Origin of the sequence: Veillonella rogosae JCM 15642 (assembly GCF_002959775.1) — a bacterium.
Lineage (GTDB): Bacteria > Bacillota > Negativicutes > Veillonellales > Veillonellaceae > Veillonella > Veillonella rogosae.
In genome coordinates, this window is record NZ_PPCX01000011.1 from 1 (window position 1) to 21,979 (window position 21,979).

Annotated in this window: 18 protein-coding genes and 3 tRNA genes; 1 reads left to right on the forward strand and 20 read right to left on the reverse strand. The window is 40.0% G+C overall.

The window, feature by feature from the left end; translation table 11 throughout:
• Positions 1 to 377 precede the first annotated feature (377 nt).
• From VRHSUH09_RS07810 to VRHSUH09_RS07875, 14 genes are all read right to left on the reverse strand, one after another.
• Positions 378 to 453: transfer RNA gene (locus VRHSUH09_RS07810), tRNA-Lys, on the reverse strand.
• A 4-nt stretch (positions 454 to 457) separates the two neighbouring features.
• A tRNA-Gln gene (locus VRHSUH09_RS07815) sits at positions 458 to 532 on the reverse strand.
• Between the two features lie 24 nt (positions 533 to 556).
• Positions 557 to 632, reverse strand: a tRNA-His gene (locus VRHSUH09_RS07820).
• Between the two features lie 216 nt (positions 633 to 848).
• Complete coding sequence (gene speE, locus VRHSUH09_RS07825) at positions 849 to 1,688, reverse strand: polyamine aminopropyltransferase (protein WP_009351192.1); 840 nt, start codon at positions 1,686 to 1,688, stop codon at positions 849 to 851.
• 83 nt (positions 1,689 to 1,771) lie between these two features.
• Entirely contained in the window at positions 1,772 to 2,401 is a 630-nt protein-coding gene (locus tag VRHSUH09_RS07830) for a hypothetical protein (RefSeq protein WP_054747971.1), read from the reverse strand.
• Positions 2,402 to 2,405: 4 nt separating this feature from the next.
• Positions 2,406 to 2,840, reverse strand: a complete 435-nt coding sequence (locus tag VRHSUH09_RS07835; protein ID WP_009351000.1) for a peptidylprolyl isomerase — start codon at positions 2,838 to 2,840, stop codon at positions 2,406 to 2,408.
• Positions 2,837 to 3,544, reverse strand: coding sequence for a tRNA threonylcarbamoyladenosine dehydratase (locus VRHSUH09_RS07840; protein ID WP_105081862.1), 708 nt, complete (start codon positions 3,542 to 3,544; stop codon positions 2,837 to 2,839). The genes VRHSUH09_RS07835 and VRHSUH09_RS07840 overlap by 4 nt, the downstream gene beginning before the upstream one ends.
• Positions 3,544 to 3,918, reverse strand: coding sequence for a VOC family protein (locus tag VRHSUH09_RS07845; protein ID WP_105081863.1), 375 nt, complete (start codon positions 3,916 to 3,918; stop codon positions 3,544 to 3,546). Before VRHSUH09_RS07845 ends, VRHSUH09_RS07840 begins: the two co-directional genes overlap by 1 nt.
• 79 nt (positions 3,919 to 3,997) lie before the next feature.
• On the reverse strand, positions 3,998 to 7,081 hold the full coding sequence (locus VRHSUH09_RS07850) for an AAA family ATPase (RefSeq protein ID WP_105081864.1): 3,084 nt from the start codon (positions 7,079 to 7,081) through the stop codon (positions 3,998 to 4,000).
• Positions 7,082 to 8,452 carry an exonuclease SbcCD subunit D gene (locus VRHSUH09_RS07855; RefSeq protein ID WP_105081865.1) on the reverse strand — a complete coding sequence of 457 codons (1,371 nt, stop codon included), beginning with the start codon at positions 8,450 to 8,452 and terminating at the stop codon, positions 7,082 to 7,084.
• A gap of 86 nt (positions 8,453 to 8,538) precedes the next feature.
• Entirely contained in the window at positions 8,539 to 9,375 is an 837-nt protein-coding gene (locus VRHSUH09_RS07860) for a deoxyribonuclease IV (protein ID WP_105081866.1), read from the reverse strand.
• Positions 9,376 to 9,546: 171 nt separating this feature from the next.
• On the reverse strand, positions 9,547 to 9,966 hold the full coding sequence (locus VRHSUH09_RS07865; RefSeq protein WP_105081867.1) for a Fur family transcriptional regulator: 420 nt from the start codon (positions 9,964 to 9,966) through the stop codon (positions 9,547 to 9,549).
• A 171-nt stretch (positions 9,967 to 10,137) separates the two neighbouring features.
• Positions 10,138 to 11,709: a degradosome RNA helicase CshA gene (gene cshA, locus VRHSUH09_RS07870; protein WP_105081868.1), complete on the reverse strand. Its 1,572-nt coding sequence runs from the start codon at positions 11,707 to 11,709 to the stop codon at positions 10,138 to 10,140.
• A gap of 108 nt (positions 11,710 to 11,817) precedes the next feature.
• Complete coding sequence (locus VRHSUH09_RS07875) at positions 11,818 to 12,213, reverse strand: hypothetical protein (RefSeq protein WP_105081869.1); 396 nt, start codon at positions 12,211 to 12,213, stop codon at positions 11,818 to 11,820.
• A 284-nt stretch (positions 12,214 to 12,497) separates the two neighbouring features.
• On the opposite strand from VRHSUH09_RS07875, the gene VRHSUH09_RS07880 reads away from it, so the two are divergent.
• The gene (locus tag VRHSUH09_RS07880) at positions 12,498 to 13,073 is read left to right on the forward strand and encodes a hypothetical protein (RefSeq protein ID WP_105081870.1); all 576 of its coding nucleotides are present in this window, start codon (positions 12,498 to 12,500) and stop codon (positions 13,071 to 13,073) included.
• 84 nt (positions 13,074 to 13,157) lie between these two features.
• Here VRHSUH09_RS07880 and VRHSUH09_RS07885 read toward each other — a convergent pair whose 3' ends face one another.
• The 6 genes from VRHSUH09_RS07885 to recQ all read right to left on the reverse strand — a co-directional run bounded on the left by VRHSUH09_RS07885 (position 13,158) and on the right by recQ (position 21,808).
• Entirely contained in the window at positions 13,158 to 14,225 is a 1,068-nt protein-coding gene (locus VRHSUH09_RS07885; RefSeq protein WP_105081871.1) for a hypothetical protein, read from the reverse strand.
• 241 nt (positions 14,226 to 14,466) lie between these two features.
• Positions 14,467 to 15,951: an aldehyde dehydrogenase family protein gene (locus VRHSUH09_RS07890; RefSeq protein ID WP_054747958.1), complete on the reverse strand. Its 1,485-nt coding sequence runs from the start codon at positions 15,949 to 15,951 to the stop codon at positions 14,467 to 14,469.
• A 237-nt stretch (positions 15,952 to 16,188) separates the two neighbouring features.
• Positions 16,189 to 18,468 (reverse strand): Tex family protein, encoded by a 2,280-nt coding sequence (locus tag VRHSUH09_RS07895; RefSeq protein WP_245876014.1) that lies wholly within the window; start codon positions 18,466 to 18,468, stop codon positions 16,189 to 16,191.
• Positions 18,465 to 18,959, reverse strand: coding sequence for a dihydrofolate reductase (locus tag VRHSUH09_RS07900; RefSeq protein ID WP_054747954.1), 495 nt, complete (start codon positions 18,957 to 18,959; stop codon positions 18,465 to 18,467). Before VRHSUH09_RS07900 ends, VRHSUH09_RS07895 begins: the two co-directional genes overlap by 4 nt.
• Positions 18,960 to 19,036: 77 nt before the next feature.
• Entirely contained in the window at positions 19,037 to 19,828 is a 792-nt protein-coding gene (locus tag VRHSUH09_RS07905; protein WP_054747952.1) for a thymidylate synthase, read from the reverse strand.
• A 114-nt stretch (positions 19,829 to 19,942) separates the two neighbouring features.
• Entirely contained in the window at positions 19,943 to 21,808 is a 1,866-nt protein-coding gene (gene recQ, locus VRHSUH09_RS07910; RefSeq protein WP_105081873.1) for a DNA helicase RecQ, read from the reverse strand.
• Between the last annotated feature and the right edge of the window lie 171 nt (positions 21,809 to 21,979).

Here is a 21,979-nt window from a genome sequence, read left to right on the forward strand (position 1 = left end):
CCGCCAGCGTTCGTCCTGAGCCAGGATCAAACTCTCCAAGATATCTTGAAGCTATTTGAATAGCTCATTTGTTTTGTTGTCGTTACATTTAAGTAACTTTGAATTATGGTTGGTTTTGACATTGTCAAAACCCGCACTCTGGCATATGTTCAATCATATTGATTGATTACCTATCATTGTTCAGTTTTCAAAGATCTGTTACGTTAGTTCTAAGCCCTAACGACTTGTATAGTATATCAATCTATCCTTAAATCGTCAACCTCTTTTTCAAAGATTTTTTCGATTTATTTTTCATAGATTTTATACTTACAATCATAACCAAATACTCTATGAATAGAGATAGAAAACTCACAAACCGAAGTTTGTGAGTTTTAATTTGGTGACTCACCCGCGACTCGAACGCGGGACACCCTGATTAAAAGTCAGGTGCTCTGCCAACTGAGCTAGTGAGTCATGTTGGCAGGGGTGGCTGGGATCGAACCAGCGCATAACGGAGTCAAAGTCCGTTGCCTTACCACTTGGCGACACCCCTACAGTGATTATGATGTGTAGGTTATGGGGTGAGTAGTGGGGATCGAACCCACGCGTAACGGAGCCACAATCCGCCGTGTTAACCGCTTCACCATACCCACCACCTTGTAGGTATCGAAGACGTTGTCTTCGTAACAAAGAGAATTATATCTTTTCTAGAGGTTTGTGTCAACACCTTTTTCTCAATTTCATTTAACTTTTACAATTGAAAATAAAAAACATATTTCCTCTAATATAAACTCTTTTTCCTCATTTAAATAAGGAAGCAATTCGTAAGCTATGCCTAACGAATGGTGCTCCCCTATTATACATATTATTTACTTACTTGGCAAATAGTTTTTTACAAAATTTGGTAATGCAAAGGCAGCCTTTTGAATTCCCTCGTTATAGTACTTAGTTTCAAAAGTTTGCTCACGATTAGGAGTCCACTTTAATGGGTCAAATGTTTTGGAGCCCAACGTAAAGCAATGCATACCTGCCGGATACAATGGAATGAAAGCTGTGTACAAACGAGCAATTGGGAAATGATTATTAACATAACCGAATACTTTTTCCACTAACGGTTGATGTAACATAGGAGATTCTGTTTGTTGTACAAACAAGCCATCTGCTTTAAGAGCTTTCAATGTATTCTTATAGAACTCTTCAGTAAATAGACCTTCACCAGGACCGATTGGATCGGAGCAGTCTACAATAATTACATCATAGTAATCTTCAGCTTCAGCCATAAAGCCAATGCCATCACCGATTTTTACAGTCAATTTAGGGTGGTTTTCAATCATTGCTTCTGCGATAGTTGGTAAGTATTGTTTAGCAAGTTCCACAACTTTACCATCGATTTCAACCATAGTCACTTCTTTTACGCAGTCGTGACGTACACATTCTCTGGCTACGCCACCATCACCACCACCAATGATCAACACTCGTTCAGGGTTTGGATGCAAGAATAAAGGAATATGACTCATCATTTCATGATAAATAAACTCTTCTCGCTCAGATGTTTGGAATACACCATCTAAAGCAAGCATCATACCATACTCTTTTGACTTGAATACTTCAATTTTTTGGAACTCAGACTCTCCAGAATATAATACTTCTTCTGCTTCAGCACTGAGACGTAAATGAGGTGTTTGCTCCTCAGTAATCCATTGACTCATGTAGTACCTCCTACTATGTATACTACAATACGCACCGTAGAATCCTACGATGCGTATGTATATTACGTTAATTGCTCTATTACTTAACCTTTACGGCTAATATAACAGAAGCCACCACCTAAAATGGTATCTTTCATCCAATTCGCCAAAGAGAAATCACGGATTTCACCTTCATCAAAGATGCCACAGCGAATATCATCGCCATCCATAAAGATCTTGTGAATCGGAACCCAATGCCATGTGTAAAGAGCCTTTTCTTTCCCTTTATGACGATTCAAAAATGCAACGGGCACATCTTGTGCCAACGCATCATGAATAAACTGAGCTGCGGCTTCCACCTCTACGCGAGATGCACAGAAAGGAGATACATTCAGCATATGCACATCATAAGGTAAGTTTTGATCCTCTAATAATCGGATAAGCCCACGTTCCATCCATTGTGTTTTATATACGCCACCACCAAAGCGTGGTTTTACATATTTCCAAACTAAGTTCATCCGTTCTAATGCGAGTGTTTGATCGGATGTAGTATTTAGATCTAATAAGCCATCCCTAAATTGTGAATAGCCCAACACTTGTGATGCCGTTGTAGGCCCACAACCAGATAAGCGTTGCCACTCATCTGTGAACCACTCTTGGTCGTAACCATGTGACGTTTCACCGTTTACATCGATATATAGCCACTCCGGATGTTTAATAGATACATCATTCATGAGATTAACCTTCGATTACTTCAACAGTTTCCATGATAGCACCTTGGTGGATACCATCAACAACGTCCATGCCTTCGATTACTTTACCAAATACTGTATGTACACCATCCAAATGAGGTTGTGGTTCGTATACGATAAAGAATTGGCTACCGCCAGTGTTAGGACCACGGTGAGCCATAGACAATGCACCACGTTCGTGTTTGTGTGGGTTACCAATTAATTCATCTTTAATTGTGTAGCCAGGACCACCTGTACCATTGCCATTAGGGCAACCACCTTGAGCTACGAAACCAGGGATTACACGGTGGAAACGAAGACCGTTATAGAAACCTTTGTTAATTAAATCTACAAAGTTTTGTACTGTGCCAGGTGCTTCTTTTTCAAATAATTCAATTACGATATCGCCGCCGTCAGCCATATGGATTTTTGCTTTTTTCATTGTTCAGGTACCTCCAAAATTGTACGCAGCACATGGGCTGCTAATATAAAACCTGCCACTGGGGGCACAAAACTACATGTTCCTGGACTTGTTGCTTCGCCTCGGAACTGTGGTTTTGTCGGTTTTTCTGTAGAAAATAAAACTAATTGTTTTTTAATGCCCCGTTTTTTAAGTTCTCGACGCATAACGCGCGCCAAAGGACATGTATGAGACTTATTGATATCAGCAATCATAAGTTTTTCTGGGTAAAAGCGATTACCACCGCCCATACAAGAAATAACAGGGATGCTTTCACGTTGACAAACCTCAATAATATTAAGTTTAGCCGTTACCATATCGATGGCATCGATTACATAATCAACGTTTAAACTTTGAATAAAACCAGGATAGTTTTCCTCAGTATACATAATATCATAAGTTTCTATCAATACATCAGGATTAATAGCTAACGCTCGCGCCTTTGCCACCTCTACCTTACGCTCACCAATCGTGTCATGAGTCGTAATCATTTGGCGGTTCAAGTTACTAGGTGCTATAGCATCACCATCAATAATGACGATGCGCCCTACACCGGCTCGTACTAGCGCCTCAAGGGCACCACCACCAACGCCACCGACACCAAAGAGTGCGATAGATGTATCCTTTAATGTTTGGATCTTATCTGGTCCAACTAACCACTCCAAACGGGTTAACATATATTCCATTAATATTTACCTGCCGGAATGATTTCTGTCCAATATCCATCTGGATCCGCTACGAAATAAATGCCCATATCAGCATTTTCATAGGCTACAACGCCCATTTCTTTGTGCTTTTTAAGAGCTGCTTCGTAGTCATCTACATAAAACGCCAAATGGAATTCATTGTCCCCTAAATTATAAGGGCGATCCCAGTCGCGCAACCATGTAAGTTCTAATTCATGCGCTGTATATGGACTTTTTAAATATACTAAAGTAAAAGCACCACTTGGATCCTCCAAGCGGCGAGATTCCTCGAGTAACAAAGCTTCTTTATAGAATGCTAGACTTTTATCAAGATCCTTAACATTTATATTATTGTGAGCAAATGAAAACTTCATAGGACCTCCTTTTATAAATACAGTATGTTTTTGTAGGAATTATCCTCTTTTAATAGTATCACATTTTATAATTCTATAGCTAGTTAATCACAAATTTTGCCGTACTGCCATCATCACCACGTGTGACCTCTAAGTGGGCAGGTATACGAGTTTTCAATTCTGGTACATGAGAAATCATACCGATGAGGCGTCCAGAAGATTGTAATTGTACCAAAGTTTCCATGGCAAGTTCTAATGTATCTGGATCTAAAGTACCAAAGCCTTCGTCGATGAACATCGTATCCATATGAATACCACCGGCATAACTTTGAATGACATCGGCTAGGCCCAAGGCAAGGGCCATTGACGCCAAAAATGTTTCACCACCAGACAATGTATTCGCCGGTCTTGATTGACCTGTGAAAGCATCCATAACTGCCAAATCAAGGCCTTGTTTACCACGACCACCACCAGTATAATCAGATCGCTCCAAGGAATAACGACTACGACTCATCTTTTGAAGTCGTAAATTGGCGGCATACACAACTTCATCTAAAATAGCACCTAGCACATATCGTTCAAAGGTTACATTTTTAAACCCTTGTTCTCCACCATTAGCGAGGTCATTTAATCGGCTCAAGAACTCTACTTCTTCACGAGATTCGCCCATAGCTACGTCAAGCTCTTCTAATGATGCTAATGTAGTTTCAATATGTTTCGTCTCTTTTTCCCATGCCGCTAGATTGCCTACAAGCGCATCTCTACGTTCCACCGCCGCATCATACACCTCATCACTTACTGTAGCACTAGGCTCAACTATAGATTTCGCTACCTTTAAGGCCGCATCATATACAGCTTGAGCTTTATTGAAATCCTCGTCTAATGCGTGTAGTTCAGTTCTAAAGGTATCTAAGACCTTATAATCACCTAATGTCTCTACGAAATCAACTTCACCTAAAGAAATAGATTGCAATGATTTTATATATTCCTTATAGATTACATCAAGGTTATTAGTTTCTTCTTCCACTTGTGCAGATAAGGTTTCTAGGCGCCCCCGTTGAGCATTGAGCTGTTTTCGAGCAGCCTCTAAATTCCTTTCACAAAGTTCCACTTGCTCATCGTATGCGTTAATGTCAGTCTCTAACGATTCGATCTGTTTACGCCATACATCAAGATCTGTAGTTGGCAAGATTTTAGATAAGGCATCAATTTTAGCTTGTACAGAACTAAGCTGAATCTCTAAATCATGCAGGCTTTCAAGTAATTCCTTATGAGCCATCTCTAATTTCGCTAATGCTTCTTTGACCCCACTTAGTTTATCCTCATTTGTAGCTATAGTTTTGCTTAACTGTTCAGTATCGCTACGCAAAGCTGTGAGCTGCTCCATTTGGGATAGCAAGTCTTGTTGAATAGAATCAAATGTGTCTTCCGAAAAACCATCAATCAATGATGTAAGTTTAGTAACTTGTTCTTTAACTTCCTCATCTAACTCATGTAAACGAATAACTAACGTTTTTTTCTGACCAATTTCGCTAGCCTGCTTTTGTATCGCCTCATCCCGCACCGCACGAGCCACTTCTATTTCCTCTTTTGTAGGATACAACTCAGGCTTGGATGCTAACTGTGGATGCTCGGTAGAACCACATACAGGGCAAGGCTCATTATCTACTACCAAATGGACAAGTTCAAAAGCGCGTCCCTCTGCCATCAAATGTTCTAAACGCTCAAGCTGGACCTTCGAGCTCTTTACAGATTCATCTATAGCCGCTAAAGACCTATTCTTAGCATCAATATCGTGTTGGATCTTCTGTTTCTGTCCTAATAATTCAGAATATCGTTGTAACTGACTCAACTGTTCTTGAATACGAGGAATACCCTCTAAGTCTTTACTATTAGCTTGGAACTGCTTTCTCGCTTCAACTAACGCAACCTCTAAATCAGCTACTAACTTATGCTGTGCCTGCAACTCAGTGTCGCTTTTCTCCCGGTCCTGTGTTTCTAAGTTACTCTTTAATGTGGTCAATTCTTTATTTAGCAGTGCCAACTCATCAAATTTCTCTGACTGTTGTTGGAGTTGCGCCAACGTAGTCCTATTAGCTTGTATAGTTTCAGCTTGAGATGCTAACACTTCATGGGCCTCTGTACATTTAGACTCCTGTTGAGATGCAATTTCCACACCTTTTTTCGTATCTGAAAGTGCCGTTTCCAATGTTTTTAATGCACTCTGTTTATCACTAAACTGTTTATATAGCTCATAGGTTGGAGTTAAAGAAGTGAGGAACTGAACCTTTTCACGTAAACTAGAACGCTCCCCTTCTCTTGCTTTTACCAAGTCTAATTTAGAAGCAGCCTCTGTAAGAGACTGTTGCGCTTGATTATATACGGCCCACTCCTTACGCAATGCATTGAACTGCTCCACCTCGGCAACAGCCTCATCTCGCTTCACAACAAGTCCATCACGATAGGGCTCTCGGTTAGCCAATAATTCACGTACATGTTGGGCCGTCAGCACTATAGTATCCTCATCATGAGGAATAGACTGTATCAACGCGGCTTGTTTTGTCAGATTTGCCTCAATGCCTGCTTTTGCGTCATCATAAGCAGCTTTGAGAGCCTCTTGTAATTTTCGGTATAGCTCCGTTCTAAAGAGAGTGTGTAGTAACTCCTCACGCTCACTAGTAGAGGCAACTAATAATTTTCTAAACTCCCCTTGCGGCAAAAGTACTACTTGTAAAAACTGATCTTTACGAAAGCCTATAATGCGTTGAACTGTATCACGAATGGCTGCGGCAGAGGTAGCGATAACTTTCCACTCACCATCTTTCATTTCGTATACCGTGGCACTAGCATTCTGTTCACGCATACCAGTACCGCGTTTTTTAGCGACCAATTGTTTTGGCAATCTTTCAACACGATACTGAGCCTCACCGATAGCAAAGGAAAAGTCAACACGGGTCATACGTTCAGGTTCTGCAAAATCACTGCGGATAGCATCTGTTTTTCGCACTTCCCCACTAGGTTCACCATATAAGGCATACACCATAGCATCTAGGATAGATGTTTTCCCTGCCCCCGTAGGACCAGAGATAAGAAACATGGAGTGATTTTGGAGCGCACTAAAGTCCAAGGTAACCGAATCGCGGTACGGACCAAAGGCTTCTATAGTTAAAGATATAGGCTTCATTTAGTCCTCCTTTAGAATTCGATCCCATACAGAGTTAATGTATTGTTGCTCACGCTCTGTTAATGGTTCTTTCCACACGGTTTCAGCAAATTGATTAAATAATTCGCGCTCGTTTAACTCTTTAAAAACGGCTTCATCCATATCTGCCATAGGAGTTGCCACGCGACCTACTAAATCAATAGTCATGCATCGATGATACACTTGGCGTAGCTTAGCCATTCCATCCATAATAGGCATCGTATCAAGCAATCGAGCCTGTACATAATCGTCTTTATGCTTAGCCTGTAATTTCTTATTGTTTAGCAAGTCTTCAAAATAGCCTTCCAATATTACAACGTCGCGCTTCGCCTCTACAGGAATGGTACTAATATCTACGTTACCTTTTATATCCATATCTATGATGGTAAAAGACTTTTTCTGCGTATGCTCATCAAAGGAATATTTTAAAGGCGATCCGCTATAGCGAATATAGTCTGCCCCCATTCGCTGAGGCCCATGCAAATGGCCAAGGGCTGTATAGTGAAAGTCTTTAAAGACTTGAGGATGTACCTGTTCACTACCACCGATTGACAGGGTACGTTCAGAGCCACCTACTTCGCCACCCATTACAAAGGCATGACTAATGGCAATGCTGCGCATCCCCTTTGGCACTTGATTGCGTAAATGGTTGCTCCAAGCCTGATACATTTGGTCGTAATTATGTAGATTGAGACCATTTTCATTATGGGCGGTCAAATCTTGTGTTACACCCTTAGATGTTTCTATAGCAGCATTTTTTTCATCTACCATATCAACACAAGCAAATAAAGAGTCCTCCACAACATCTACAGATGCTTTTTTAGATTTAGAACCCTTAGTTTTTGTTTTAGTTTTCGCCGCTAGTATTTCTACATTTTCTATATTTTGAATATTCTCTAAGGAGATATTAGCTGAGCCAAAGCCTAATGCATCCCCAATGCGACGAGGCTCGCTAAAAGGCATAGGGCAAATGGCCACTTTGCCATCGGTGCCTTCAAATTCAAAGGGTTGTAATGCATGATGAGGGGATCCCCAAATATGAATTCCTGATTGGCTCAACATAGAGCGGCCCACTTCAAGGCGTTCAGCCCCATCATGATTACCGCTTACCACGAAGAGGGGCACCTTATAATCCATAGCGAGACGAGTAATAATAGAGTCCCACAACTCAACAGCTTCAATTGGTGGCACCGCTCTATCAAAAATATCCCCTGCGAGCAATATGCCATCAATTTTTTCATCTTTCAAAATAGTAAAGAACTGATTCTCCAACACATGAGCTTGGTCATCTGTTAAATACTGACCATAAAAAATACGTCCTAAATGCCAATCGGCAGTATGTAAAAAACGCATTTTATCCCCCTTTCCAGCTCTCCCTATACCTTATCTGAATGTATTTATATAAATAATTATATAACTAAGACTGCGTTTTAGCTTAATTATTGATTCTCTACAATAGAGCGCAACATAGCAATTTCTTTTGCATAACCATCTAATTCGTTTGGCGTTTCTAAATAGAACGGCAAGTTCGTCAATTTAGGATGTGTCACAATGCGAGCGATGGCGTCGATACCAATGTGACCTTCACCAATTTTTTCGTGCCGATCTTTATGAGCGCCCATAGGATTTTTAGAGTCATTCAAGTGAATAGCTTTTAAACGATCTAAGCCTACAATACGGTCAAACTCATCAATAACACCATCAAGATTATTGACGATATCATAACCACCTTCGTGGATATGGCATGTATCTACGCACACGCCCATGTATTCTTTTAATTTTACACCGTCGATGATGCGAGCAATTTCTTCAAAGCGAGAACCAATTTCTGTTCCTTTACCTGCCATGACTTCTAAGAGAACTGTTGTTTTCATGCCAGGAAATAAGATTTCATTCAAGCACTCTACGATATATTCGATACCTTGATCTACACCTTGCTTTACATGGCTGCCTGGGTGAAAGTTATACATTTGGCCTGGTAAATATTCCATGCGCTCTAAGTCTTCTGTCATGGCTTGCTTTGCAAAGGCACGCAAGTCTTCCTTTGCTGCACATGGATTATACGTGTAAGGCGCGTGAGCTAATAAGGTGCCAAAGTTATGTTCTTTCATATACACACTCAAGCTATTCATATCCTCTACATCGAGGGCACGCATACTACCACCACGAGGATTACGCGTGAAGTATTGGAATGTATTGCCTCCAATTTTTGTAGCTTCCTTCCCCATGTTTAAATAACCTTTGCTAATTGATAAGTGACTTCCGATGACAAACATAATACTCCTTTATATATGATTCTAATAATCTTATTGATAAATACTAATGAAATAGTAATTAATACTAACTAAATACTAATTACTAATTAAATACTAACTAAAACGATGCCAATAGAAACAACTAATAAAACCCCTACCGTGAAGGAGCCCTTCATCGACAGGGGTTATCTATTAATGGCTTTCTTTTTTTGCACACTCAGGGCATACACCTTCAAAGGTAATATGTTGACCTGTAATTTGGTACTCGCTACCTTGATCCGCAATCGTTTTAATAGCTTGCAAATCGATACCCATCATATCTTCTACCTTATTGCAACGAACACAACGGATATGAGAGTGAGCTTCTGTGTCCCAATCGTAATGAGCGCACTCATCACCAACTTCTAAAATTTTTACAAGACCGATTTTTTCAAAAATCTCCATCGTCTTATACACTGTAGCCAAGCTCATGCTTGGATGTTCAGGGCGCAACGTATGATACAACATCTCTGCTGTTGGATGATCATGATGACCACGCAATGCATCATAAATCGCAATACGTTGTGGGGTTACTTTAAACCCTTGGCTACGCAAAATTTGTGCGATATCCATAATAATCTACCTTTCTCCACTTGGAAATCTATAAGGCATAGGTCATTATCGACCATTTACAAGAAATAATTATTATTTATTATATCAAAATTCTCAATACTTATCAAGATAGATAGTATTAACTATTAAGTAATAAAAAATGTGGATTGCTCGTAAGCAATCCACATTCTATTAGTCTTTAAAGTAAGGTTTGAAACCTTCACCTTGATGACGAGGTTTTCTATCACCACGTGGACGATCGGATCTACGGTCATCTCTGCGGCGGTCATCACGACGTTCACCTCTGCGGTCATCACGGCTACGACGAGGGCGGTCATCGCGACGACGTTCTCCGTCACGGCGGCGATCACCATCTCTACGACGGTCACCATCACGACGGCGGCGGTCACTACGGCCACCTTCACGGCGACGGCGTACGCGTAATGGTTTTTCTTCTGTAATATTTACAGGAGTTGTATCTGGTTCTTTTGTTAACAATTTAAGAGCCGCTGCCAACAATGTTACGGAATCTGTATCATTCAACAATTCCTCTGCACTTGTTTTGAATGGCGCTAATGCTTCTAAATTATCTGTCATTTCAACGAGGCTTTCAATTGCCAAACGTTGTTGACCTTCAAGAACTTCACCTAAGGAAGGTGCACGGCGGCGTGCGATTTTACGTTTTGTTAAACGCTCGATAGCATGTAAATGCTCCATTTCACGAGGGATAACGAACGTGAAAGCTTGACCAGCTTTACCGGCACGGCCTGTACGACCTACGCGGTGTGTGTAGCTTTCAGGATCTTGAGGCATATCGTAGTTATATACGTGAGATACGCCAGAAATATCAAGACCACGAGCTGCCACATCAGTAGCCACGAGAATATCGATGGTACCTTCGCGGAATTGACGAATTACGCTGTCCCGTTTTTGTTGAGACAAATCGCCATGGATGCCTTCCGCCATGTAACCACGTTTTTTAAGACCTTCAGTTACTTCATCAACACGACGTTTTGTACGTGTGAATATAATAGCAAGTTCAGGTGTTTGGATATCGAACAAGCGGCAAAGAACATCGAATTTTTGACGGTCTTGCACTTCGATATAATATTGTTCAATTAAGTCCATCGTAACTTGAGTCGGTTTCATACGAATCAATGTTGGCTCTTTCAAGTATGTTTCAGCTAATTGTTGGATAGCTTTAGGCATAGTTGCAGAGAACAACAATGTTTGATGGTCTTCTGGGATAGCACCCAAGATTTTATTGATATCATCAACAAAGCCCATGTTTAACATTTCGTCGGCTTCGTCCAATACCACAACTTTCACATGGTCAAAGTGGATAGAACCACGATCCATATGGTCCATCAATCGGCCTGGAGTGGCAACGATGATTTGTGGATTCTTTTTCAAGGCACGGAACTGACGATTAATATCTTGACCACCGTAAATAGGTAGTGCTGTGATATTCGTGTATTGAGCCATTTTGTTAAGCTCTTCAGCTACTTGGATAGCTAATTCTCGTGTAGGGGATAAAATAACTACTTGAACGTGACGCTCATTCCCGTCTACGCGTTCCAATACAGGCAAGCCAAATGCTGCTGTCTTACCAGTACCTGTTTGAGCTTGACCAATCATGTCTTTACCGCTCATGGCTACTGGGATAGCTTCCTGTTGAATTGGCGTAGGCTCTTCAAAGCCCATATCGTTTAACGCTCTTAGAACAGGTTCGCTAATCATTAATTGTTCAAATTTTTCTAACATCTAAATGTGTTTCCTCCTATCGCGCACGAATTATGCGCGTTAGAATAGTATATCATATTTCGAAAGTGAGCGCTATTAAATTAATAACCATTTTAAAGTATATACTTACTACTTAAAGAATATATCTTTAAACGCATAAGCAGAGCCTACAGCACCGAATAATATTGAAACAATAGCAATTATCCCACGTTTATAATATAAACTGTCTCTCTTTTGAAAAAATCCTGTACACATTATCAAAAGCACGAAGAATCCCCAAGCCCCACCAAAACGTGACACAAACTCATAATCTTTATAGACTAAAAAGTTAAGGTTTAGTAGTAATATACTTATAATGGCAATTATAGATAAATACCTAGTTAAATTACCAAAAGCTCTATGTCTTTTGATATATTCATATTCTTCATCAATGACACGTTTACTAATCTCAAGTTTATATAACCCTATGGATAACGACATAGATATGAAAATCCAAAAGTATCCTAACATTTCAAGTTTTTTCATTTTTTACCAGTCTCTTTTACAATACACTCTTAGATGTCCTTAATTATAGCATACGGCAGATCCACACTTATAAGATACTGATTTCCTATATTATACAAAAAGGCACCTCCTACGGGGTGCCTCGTTGTTATAGTTTATAGGAGAATTGTATGGTATTAATCAACTATATAAGTAAAAATATGTTTTAGATATAATATAATTAAAAGCATATACCTCAAAATATCGCCAATAATTAAGCAATTATGATTTACTGAACTTTCTAAAGTAGTATAAAAGGAATACCAATGAAACCATTTACTCTTAAAAGATTTGTATTACTACCGTTGATTGTACTATCCCTCATACTAACAACAGGTTGTCATCTTCTCTCACATTACAGCCAAGAGGAAGTTCAACAATATATAAGTAAGAATTATCCTAACCTAACATATCACTTGGAGTCACAAAGGAACAATACATGGCAAGTCACCTTTGATAAGTATCCCCAAATACCAGTTGAAATATCTGAAGTCATGCACACCTCTGCACCTGTTGTACCACAAGTTGAGCGAATACTAATAACCAACATTCCGTTGATAACAGCATTTCCATTAATGAAAAACTATCTAACAGCAGAGGAGTTAACCTATGCCACATATGATACATCTTCTTTGTATATTGAAATGCCTATCCCCTATTCGGCCATACAAAACCAAGATGTAACAAACTTTTATAATCGTATGGATCAATTCTGCAAAGAATATGCTAAAACATATCCAGATTTCAAAAAAGAGATATTTATTAGGATTATCATAAAACCTGCTGATGGTTCTGTTTCGCCTGAAGAATATAGAAGAGTATTCCGTTTATCTCAATATTAATAAAAGAGGTGCCGCCTGAGGGGCACCTCTTTTACATATGAGACGACGTTATCATTTGATATTTTAGAATTATTATATGTAACATCATTTCATATTGTCATTAATCCTTACAACCCGTCTAAAGAAATCATATCCTCCATTTATATTATCGCCAATTACCATTTCACTATCTTGAAAATATGGTGAAATAGGAAGATAGCCCCACACAACACCTAATCCTCCACATATATTGCGGCCACCATCTCCACCTTTATAGGAAAATTCATCTTCATCATATACAATTTCTCTACAATACGGATCGTCACCTATAACAAGGCCAAAAAAGTTTTCTTTTTCTAACGTATAATCTCCATCATTATCCATCCATTCCATATGCTTTAAATTCATAGAGAAATCTATATTGTTTCCCCATGGAAAGATAGTTCTACACCCCTTGCCAGCTAAATACTCCCACTCTCTTTGTGTAGGCAAAGAATATCTATTATCTTTTATATCCTGTAAAAGTTTCTTAAATGTTGTTTCTTCATAAAGTTTGCCACACCAATTGCTATCGTCTGTTTTATATAAACAAATAGTGTTGTGCACCATTACTTCAGAAACACCTTTTTCCTCGGCTTTTTTTATCATGTTTTGCCATTCTTTATTTTGTGTAAGCATATCATCTGGAATAAGACTCCAGCAGGTCTCACTATACTCTTTTTGTACCAATAATGGATGGATTACAAACTCATCTTCTTGAGTAAAATTATGTTTAAAATACGTTTCTATGTTGGATAGTACCTCTTCATCTTCTAGTGCTTCGCTAATCTTAGTTTGAACATCGTCTTCACTAAAGATTTCCTCTTCATATCCCTCGACAAATGGATAGACAAGCTCCGTTAAATTTTCATCATTAAAAATATCCTGCAATGGTTTATTTTTAAAATCAAACCCTAACGTAACAGTATCTCCAGGAACAAATACAAATTCTATACCATCATGTGAACGATATACTGCCGTATATGTGGATTTTCCAAAGGCAGTAAATTCTTTAAAGCATATTAATTCTAAATTATATATTTCTCCAATCTGATATAACAATTCTTCCTTATCACTAATAGATAACAGATTATATTGGGGATTATATAATTTTTTAATGGGAATATGACTCATTAATTTGATACTCCTTATTTTTATCTAGTACAAATATTCTTCACTATGCATTTACTCTATTTACTTAAGTATTGCCTTAGGGTTTGATTTTCTAATGGCCCTCTCTAAACAACACGATTTTATATGGCTACAATTATAGCATACTGTATCCTTTCACAGATAATAAGCTATTGTTAAGTACAAAAAAGGCACCTCCAAGGAGGTGCCTCTTTGTTATAGTTTATAGGAGAGTTGAATTTTATTAATCTAAGTCGTAGAAACCAGATGGTTTATCGCTCAAGTTAATAATGATATTTTTCATTTGAGTGTAGTGTTCAAGGATAACTTTGTGAGTTTCACGGCCGATACCAGATTGTTTGTAACCACCAAATGGTGCGCCTGCTGGGATGGAGTTATATGTATTTACCCACATACGACCTGTTTCGATTGCTCGAGCTACGCGGATTGCACGGTTGAGGTTTTGTGTAAATACGCCGCCGCCAAGACCGTATAAGCTGTCATTAGCTTGTTCAATAACTTCTTCTTCGCTATGGAATTTAATTACAACAGCTACAGGGCCGAAGATTTCTTCACGAGCTACGCGCATATCGTTTGTAGCATCTACGATAAGTGTAGGTCTAATGAAGCAACCTTTACCAAGTTCGCCGTCAGTAACGCGTACGCCACCAGCTGCAATGCGAGCGCCTTCTTCTTTAGCAAGATCTACATAGCTAAGTACTTTCTTAACTTGATCTTCGTAAATCAAAGAACCAAGTTGTGTAGATTCTTCCCATGGTAAACCAACTTTTACTTTATCAAATAAAGCGGAAAGTTCAGCTACGAATTTATCATAAATTGTATCTTGTACGAAGATACGGGAACCTGCGCAGCATACTTGACCTTGGTTGAAGAGGATGCCGAGCATAGCCCCATCAAGAGCTTGTTTCCAGTTTGCATCTTCAAAGAAGATATTCGCAGATTTACCACCTAATTCCAATGTAGCTGGAATCAAGCGTTCAGATGCTGCTTTATATACATCAAGACCTACTTCTGTAGAGCCTGTGAAAGCAAGTTTACTGAAGCCAGGATGATCAAGGATATATTGACCAGATTTAGAGCCTTTACCAGTTACAATATTTACAACACCTGGAGGCAAGATTTCTTTCAAAATATCGCCTAATACTAAAAGGCTAAGGGATGTATGGCTAGAAGGTTTGATAACAACTGTACAACCTGCTGCAAGAGCTGGTGCCAATTTCCAAGCAGCCATTAGGAATGGGAAGTTCCAAGGCACGACTTGACCTACAACGCCAATTGGTTCGCGAACGATGAGGCTCAAAGTATTTTCATCAAATACTTGTGCGGATCCTTCTTCGGAACGAAGTACGCCAGCGAAGTAACGGAAATGGTCAGCACCAAGTGGAATATCTACGTTCAAAGTTTCACGGATTGGTTTACCATTGTCATATGTTTCAACTTGTGCCAAGTACTCTTTGTGAGCATCAATAGCGTCAGCAATTTTTAACAAGTAATCAGCGCGCTCTACTTGAGATACTGTTTTCCAAGTTTTAAAAGCTTCTGTTGCAGCGTCTACCGCTTTATCAACATCGTCTTTCGTAGCCTCTGCACAGATAGCGAGTTGTTCGCCATTAGCAGGGTTATATACATTGAATTCAGCGCCGTCAGATGCAGCTACCCATTCATTATTAATTAAAAGTCCATATCTTTCTTTAAGGTTCAAGCTCATAGCATACCTCCTATTTAGGAACATATATTGAGGAAGATCTCCTCTGTAATTTTATCATACGCCTTATATCTAAATTTTTCAATAAGGTATGTCATTTTTGATATATCTGTTCTGCATTATTATACATAGTTTTAAGTTATATAGAAAAACCGCACCCTCAAAATCCATAGAGAGTGCGGTTTTGTGTACAATGACTTTTAGTCAAGAGTGTTTCTCAATAATATAATCCAATTGATACTAATTGTTTTGTCGACCACCATTGTTACGGTTATTGTTTCGGTTATTATTACGATCGTTGTTTCGGCGTTGTCCGTTGTTATTTCTGTTTCGGTTATTATCGTTATTCTTTGGCTTTTCTGGTTGTAACGCTTTTACAGATAAACCAATACGATTGCGTTTTACATCAACAGAAATAATTTGAGCTTCAATGATATCGCCTACAGCAAGCACATCAGATGGATGTTGGCGACTGTTACAGAGTTCACTACGATGCAAAAGACCATTAGTTTTTAAGCCAAAATCTACGAAGGCACCAAAGTCAACTACGTTGTGAACAGTACCTTTTACAATAGTGCCAACTTGAATATCTTCAAGGCTTACTACATGTTTTCTAGTAAGTGGTGCTGGCAAATCTTCACGAGGATCACGACCTGGTTTTGCCAAAGCCCCTAAGATATCTCGTACGGTTGGTACACCCGCATCAAGTTTTGCGGCCATTTTTCCGGCATCAACAAGCGGTAATTTCACTTGTAATGCTTCCAATTGTGCTTTATCTTGCAAATCTTTCAAAGTAAAACCTAATTCACCAATAATGCGTTCTGCCAATTCATAAGACTCAGGATGGACAGATGTATTATCTAGTGGATTTTTACCGTGTTGCAAGCGAAGGAAGCCCGCACATTGCGTGAACGCCGCAGGACCTAAGCGAGGTACTTTCAACAATTCCTTACGGCTTTTAAATACACCATTCTCTTGACGATATGCAACGATATTTTTAGCAACCGTACTAGAAATGCCTGCAATATGTTGCAAAATAGCAGGAGATGCAGTATTGAGCTCTACCCCAACGTGGTTTACTACAGTTTCAACCACTTGATCTAAGGTATGAGTCAATTGTTTTTGGTTTACGTCATGTTGGTATTGACCTACGCCAATAGATTTAGGATCAATCTTAACGGATTCAGCCAATGGATCTTGTACACGACGTGCAATGGATACGGCACCGCGTATGGTTACGTCTAAATCTGGTAATTCATCGATAGCCAATTTAGAAGCAGAATATACAGATGCGCCTGCTTCATTAGTAATGATGTAATGGCAATCTAACTTTTCCTCTTCAATCATGGTGGAAGCAAACTGCTCTGTTTCATAAGATGCAGTACCATTACCAATAGATAAGAGAGTAACTTTGAACTTACGGATTTTATCAGCCAATACCTTTTGCGCTTCTTTGCGAAGCTTTTCACTATTAGTTAAATAGTAGGCACCGTAATCTAGCACATTACCTTGTTGGTCGATAATAGCCATCTTACAACCTGTACGGTAACCAGGATCAAGGCCCATGATAACGTGGCCTGCCAAAGGTGGCTGCAATAATAAGTTCTTAAGGTTTACACCGAATACCTTGATAGCTTGCTCATCCGCATTTTCCGTCAACTCATTGCGTATATCACGCTCTAGAGCAGGGAAAATTAGACGTTTGTACGCATCGGCTACTGCAGCCGCTTTATAGTCTGCGAATATGGATTTCAGATTTTTCTCTAACTTTTGCACCATGTACGCAACATAGGTATCACCTGGTACTGTAAGGGCTAATTTTAAAGCCCCTAATTTTTCACCGCGATTAACCGCCAAGATACGGTGAGACGGCATTTGACGAACAGGCTCGGCATATTCTGCGTATTGCAAGAACTGTTGTTGTACCTCTTCATCACCAGTCAACTCAGCTTGAATAAAGCCTTCGTTCCACATCTTTTTACGCAAGTAAGCACGGAAGTCAGCACTATCGCTAACAATTTCCGCTACGATATCTGAGGCACCTTGAATAGCGTCCTCTGGTGTGGGCACCTCTTCTGTTACAAATTCTTTGGCAATCTCTAGGGGATCACCAGCGGTAACCGTATCGTTAAGGATCATTTCCGCCAACGGCTCCAAGCCTCGTTCACGGGCAATCATGGCACGGGTACGTTTCTTAGGTCGGTACGGTAAATAGAGATCCTCTAACTCTTGAAGCTTTGTGGCGGCTTCTAAGGATTTCATCAACTCGTCGGTCATCTTTTCTTGCTCTGTAATAGATGCAATGATTTCTTGGCGACGTGTTTCCAAGTTGCGCAAGTATTTAATGCGTTCTTCAATGGTACGCAATTGCTCATCTTGCAATTCGCCCGTTACCTCTTTACGGTAACGCGCAATAAATGGCACCGTATTGCCTTCGTCCAATAATTCTACGGCAGCTTGCACCTGCTTTGGCTTAACATTTAATTCACTGCCAATAATGGCAAACATTCTTTCACTCATTTAGATGCCTTTCTGCGATAGGTTACAAAACGATGAGGATATTTGTTCTTTTCATCCACCGTGCCGTCTACTACGGATTCAATGGTGAAAGCCTCCTCTGGGAACTCTGGGAAAAATGCATCCCCTTCAAATTCATGGTCTACTTCTGTAATGTACATCGTATCCACGTAAGGCAAGAAAGCCTCGTATACTTGAGCACCACCGATGACATAGGCCGCATCAAGAGCACGTGCAGCTTCTGCAGCCGCCTCAGGACTATGGAATATCTTAACCCCTTCTGGCGCATCAAAGCCCTTATCACGAGTAATCACCCAGTGCTCACGATTTGGCAACAGGAACGGCAAACTTTCAAAGGTCTTACGTCCCATAATGATGACATGACCTGTAGTTTTCTCTTTAAAGAATTTCAAATCATTCGGCAAGTGCCAAATCAAGGTATTATCTTTACCGATCACACGATTATGTGCTACGGCTACGATTAATGCTAACATACTGGCCTCTTTCAGTTAATACTATATGGCAACAGTCATAAATATAATTTCATTTAGCTATGGACATGAACTCAGTTCTATACAGCAACAGTCATGGACAATTTACCTAGATGTTCATACCCATCTAATGTAACATCCTCAGGTGTGAAGTCATAGAAGTCTTTTACGTCAGGATTCACAATAATTTTTGGAGCTGACAACGCTTGATCGCGACGTGCTAGTTGCTCGCGCAATGCTTCTACATGATTTTCATAGACATGAGCATTGTTGATAACATGAGTAAATTTACCAGGTTTAAGACCTGTTACTTGGGCAATCATGCATTGTAATGCTGCATATTGAGCGGTATTGAATGGAACGCCAAGGCCCATATCGCCACTGCGTTGGATGAGCATGCAGTTCAAGTGTCCATCAGCTACATCCCATAATGTTTCATACGCACATGGTTGCAATGCCATATCATCTAAATCTTCAATATTCCATAAAGTGACAATCATACGACGGCTATCAGGATCTTCCTTAATAGTCTTGATGAGATTATCAAGTTGTTTGTACTTTGCAATTTGGTAACCATAAGCCTTACCAATGGTACCATCTTCACGCATCCACTCATCCCATACGCGCACGTTCATTTCTTGTAATTTGCGTACATCGTTAGATTGCATTTGCCAAATCCATAACAATTCTTTTACCGCCGTTTTGAAAGCCACAAATTTTGTAGTCAAAATTGGAAATTCCTCTTGCAGGTCAAATTGCATAATTTGATGTGGCAATTTATAGGTCGCAACACCGGTACGGTTTTGACCATACGTGCCATGTTCTAAAATATTTTCAATAATACCGAGGTATTGTGTATCTGCTAGACTCATATGTCCCCCTAAATCTATGTATAATACGTCGAATCATACTAACCTATATCTTACAATATATAGTACTATCATACTAAAAAATACATAGTACTACCATATATACAGTAAAATTAATTATCCCTTATATTCTGCAACGGCCTGTAAAAAACTGAGGCCATATTTTTTCAGCTTTGCTTCCCCTACACCCTTAACATTGCCAAACTCACCTAATGTAGTGGGTCGTAAATTGGCTAGGTCAATAAGTACTGTATCAGGGAAGATAAGATATGGTCGAAGCCCTGCCTCTTCAGCTAAGCGCTTACGATGTTGTCGTAAATGTTCAAATAAACCACCCGACCCAGAATTAGATTTTCCTCGTGATGTAGTAGACGTAGACCGACCAGTTCGAGATGGTACAGACACATGTTGCCTAATTTCCTCCACCTCTTTATGCCCACCGAGGACCTCCTCAGCGCCAGCCGTCAAGGATAGCACAGGATACTTACCTGAAGAACTACGCAAATAACCAGAAGCTACAAATTGTTGGATGAGCCCTTTAATAGATTTCTCGTCTACATTACTTAGTAAACCAAATACAGGGAGTGCATCGTGGCCAGCTCGCATAATACGGTCAGTTCGCTCACCGCGCACGATAGAGGTAATCATAGAGGCACCATAGCGTTCATCAGTGCCCATAATAGCACGGAAGATAGCCTTCGCCTCTTTTGTAACATTGACCTTATCACCGGAGCCTTTACAGGAACTACAATTATCGCAAGTAGTCCAAACGGTGCTTTCACCAAAATAGTTAAGCATATATTTACGTAAACAATTACTACAGAAACAGTAGTCAATCATAGACTGTAACTTGCGGAGCTCCACCTCTTGTCGCTCAGGCGTCTCGATGGACTGTTCAATCAAATACTTATGAACCTGTACATCCTGCCCGCTGTAGAGCAAGATACATTCTGCAGGAGCCCCATCGCGACCTGCACGGCCCGCCTCTTGATAGTAAGACTCCATGTTGCGCGGCATTTGGTAATGCAATACATAGCGCACATTACTCTTGTCGATGCCCATACCAAAGGCATTGGTAGCCACCATGACCTGCAGTTTATCATCTGCATAGGCGTTTTGCATCTCACGGCGCACCTCATCGCTGAGCCCCCCATGATAATGGCCCGCCTTAATGCCTGCACGGGTTAGATTTTCATATACTCGATCTACATCCTTACGCGTCGCACAATAGATAATACCATTTTCGTTATCATGTTGGCGCACATAGTGAACCACATAATCCATGCGCTTTGGTGTACGGATGACAGAGAAGGATAAATTAGGCCGATCAAAGCCCGTTACATACACATTAGCCTTATCTAATCCTAATAATTTCTTAATATCATTTTCTACATATTTCGTAGCCGTCGCTGTGAAAGCCCCTACAATAGGTCTTTTAGGCAGTGAGTTGAGCCACTCACCGATGAGGCGATAGGACGGTCTAAAGTCATGGCCCCACTCGGAGATACAATGGGCCTCGTCCACAATGACTTGAGCAATAGGCAACGCTCGTAATACATTACAGAAGAAATTAGAACCAAGTCGCTCCGGCGCAATATATAAGAGTTTGATCTTACCGCTACGCACTTCGTACATCGTTTTATTAAACTCCGCTTGCGTAAGCGTACTATTGATGAGTGCCGCTGGTATATTCTGTACTAATAGACCATCTACTTGGTCTTTCATAAGAGAAATCAGTGGTGAAAATACGATAGTAAGCCCCGCCTTGCAGAGCGCAGGTATCTGAAAACAGATAGACTTACCAGCCCCCGTCGGCATAATGCCGATTACATCTTCATTGCGTAATAAGGAGGCAATAGGAGCCTCTTGAGCCGGTCTAAAGGAGGTGTACCCAAAGTAAGTTTCTAACATGCGTAGTGCTTGTTGTTTTGTCACAACTGGTTGTTTTAGATATTCTTGTTTTCTTGTCCCCTGTTGGTCCATGGGTACCTCCTTTCACGTGTCATTTTTCCATTCTATTATTTTATCATATTTCGAGTATTTTCGGTTTATTAGTATATACGATTTATAGATTAACCGTCTAATGCCCAAGATGAAAGTATATGCTTAAAATTCGTATAGAAATCAATACAATCTCACAAAATTTTTACACTC

Coding starts and splice junctions, on each gene's coding strand:
- speE (WP_009351192.1), bottom strand. CDS start 1,688: ATGAGTCAATGGATTACTGAGGAGCAAACACCTCATTTACGTCTCAGT.
- VRHSUH09_RS07830 (WP_054747971.1), bottom strand. CDS start 2,401: ATGAATGATGTATCTATTAAACATCCGGAGTGGCTATATATCGATGTA.
- VRHSUH09_RS07835 (WP_009351000.1), bottom strand. CDS start 2,840: ATGAAAAAAGCAAAAATCCATATGGCTGACGGCGGCGATATCGTAATT.
- VRHSUH09_RS07840 (WP_105081862.1), bottom strand. CDS start 3,544: ATGGAATATATGTTAACCCGTTTGGAGTGGTTAGTTGGACCAGATAAG.
- VRHSUH09_RS07845 (WP_105081863.1), bottom strand. CDS start 3,918: ATGAAGTTTTCATTTGCTCACAATAATATAAATGTTAAGGATCTTGAT.
- VRHSUH09_RS07850 (WP_105081864.1), bottom strand. CDS start 7,081: ATGAAGCCTATATCTTTAACTATAGAAGCCTTTGGTCCGTACCGCGAT.
- VRHSUH09_RS07855 (WP_105081865.1), bottom strand. CDS start 8,452: ATGCGTTTTTTACATACTGCCGATTGGCATTTAGGACGTATTTTTTAT.
- VRHSUH09_RS07860 (WP_105081866.1), bottom strand. CDS start 9,375: ATGTTTGTCATCGGAAGTCACTTATCAATTAGCAAAGGTTATTTAAAC.
- VRHSUH09_RS07865 (WP_105081867.1), bottom strand. CDS start 9,966: ATGGATATCGCACAAATTTTGCGTAGCCAAGGGTTTAAAGTAACCCCA.
- cshA (WP_105081868.1), bottom strand. CDS start 11,709: ATGTTAGAAAAATTTGAACAATTAATGATTAGCGAACCTGTTCTAAGA.
- VRHSUH09_RS07875 (WP_105081869.1), bottom strand. CDS start 12,213: ATGAAAAAACTTGAAATGTTAGGATACTTTTGGATTTTCATATCTATG.
- VRHSUH09_RS07880 (WP_105081870.1), top strand. CDS start 12,498: ATGAAACCATTTACTCTTAAAAGATTTGTATTACTACCGTTGATTGTA.
- VRHSUH09_RS07885 (WP_105081871.1), bottom strand. CDS start 14,225: ATGAGTCATATTCCCATTAAAAAATTATATAATCCCCAATATAATCTG.
- VRHSUH09_RS07890 (WP_054747958.1), bottom strand. CDS start 15,951: ATGAGCTTGAACCTTAAAGAAAGATATGGACTTTTAATTAATAATGAA.
- VRHSUH09_RS07895 (WP_245876014.1), bottom strand. CDS start 18,468: ATGAGTGAAAGAATGTTTGCCATTATTGGCAGTGAATTAAATGTTAAG.
- VRHSUH09_RS07900 (WP_054747954.1), bottom strand. CDS start 18,959: ATGTTAGCATTAATCGTAGCCGTAGCACATAATCGTGTGATCGGTAAA.
- VRHSUH09_RS07905 (WP_054747952.1), bottom strand. CDS start 19,828: ATGAGTCTAGCAGATACACAATACCTCGGTATTATTGAAAATATTTTA.
- recQ (WP_105081873.1), bottom strand. CDS start 21,808: ATGGACCAACAGGGGACAAGAAAACAAGAATATCTAAAACAACCAGTT.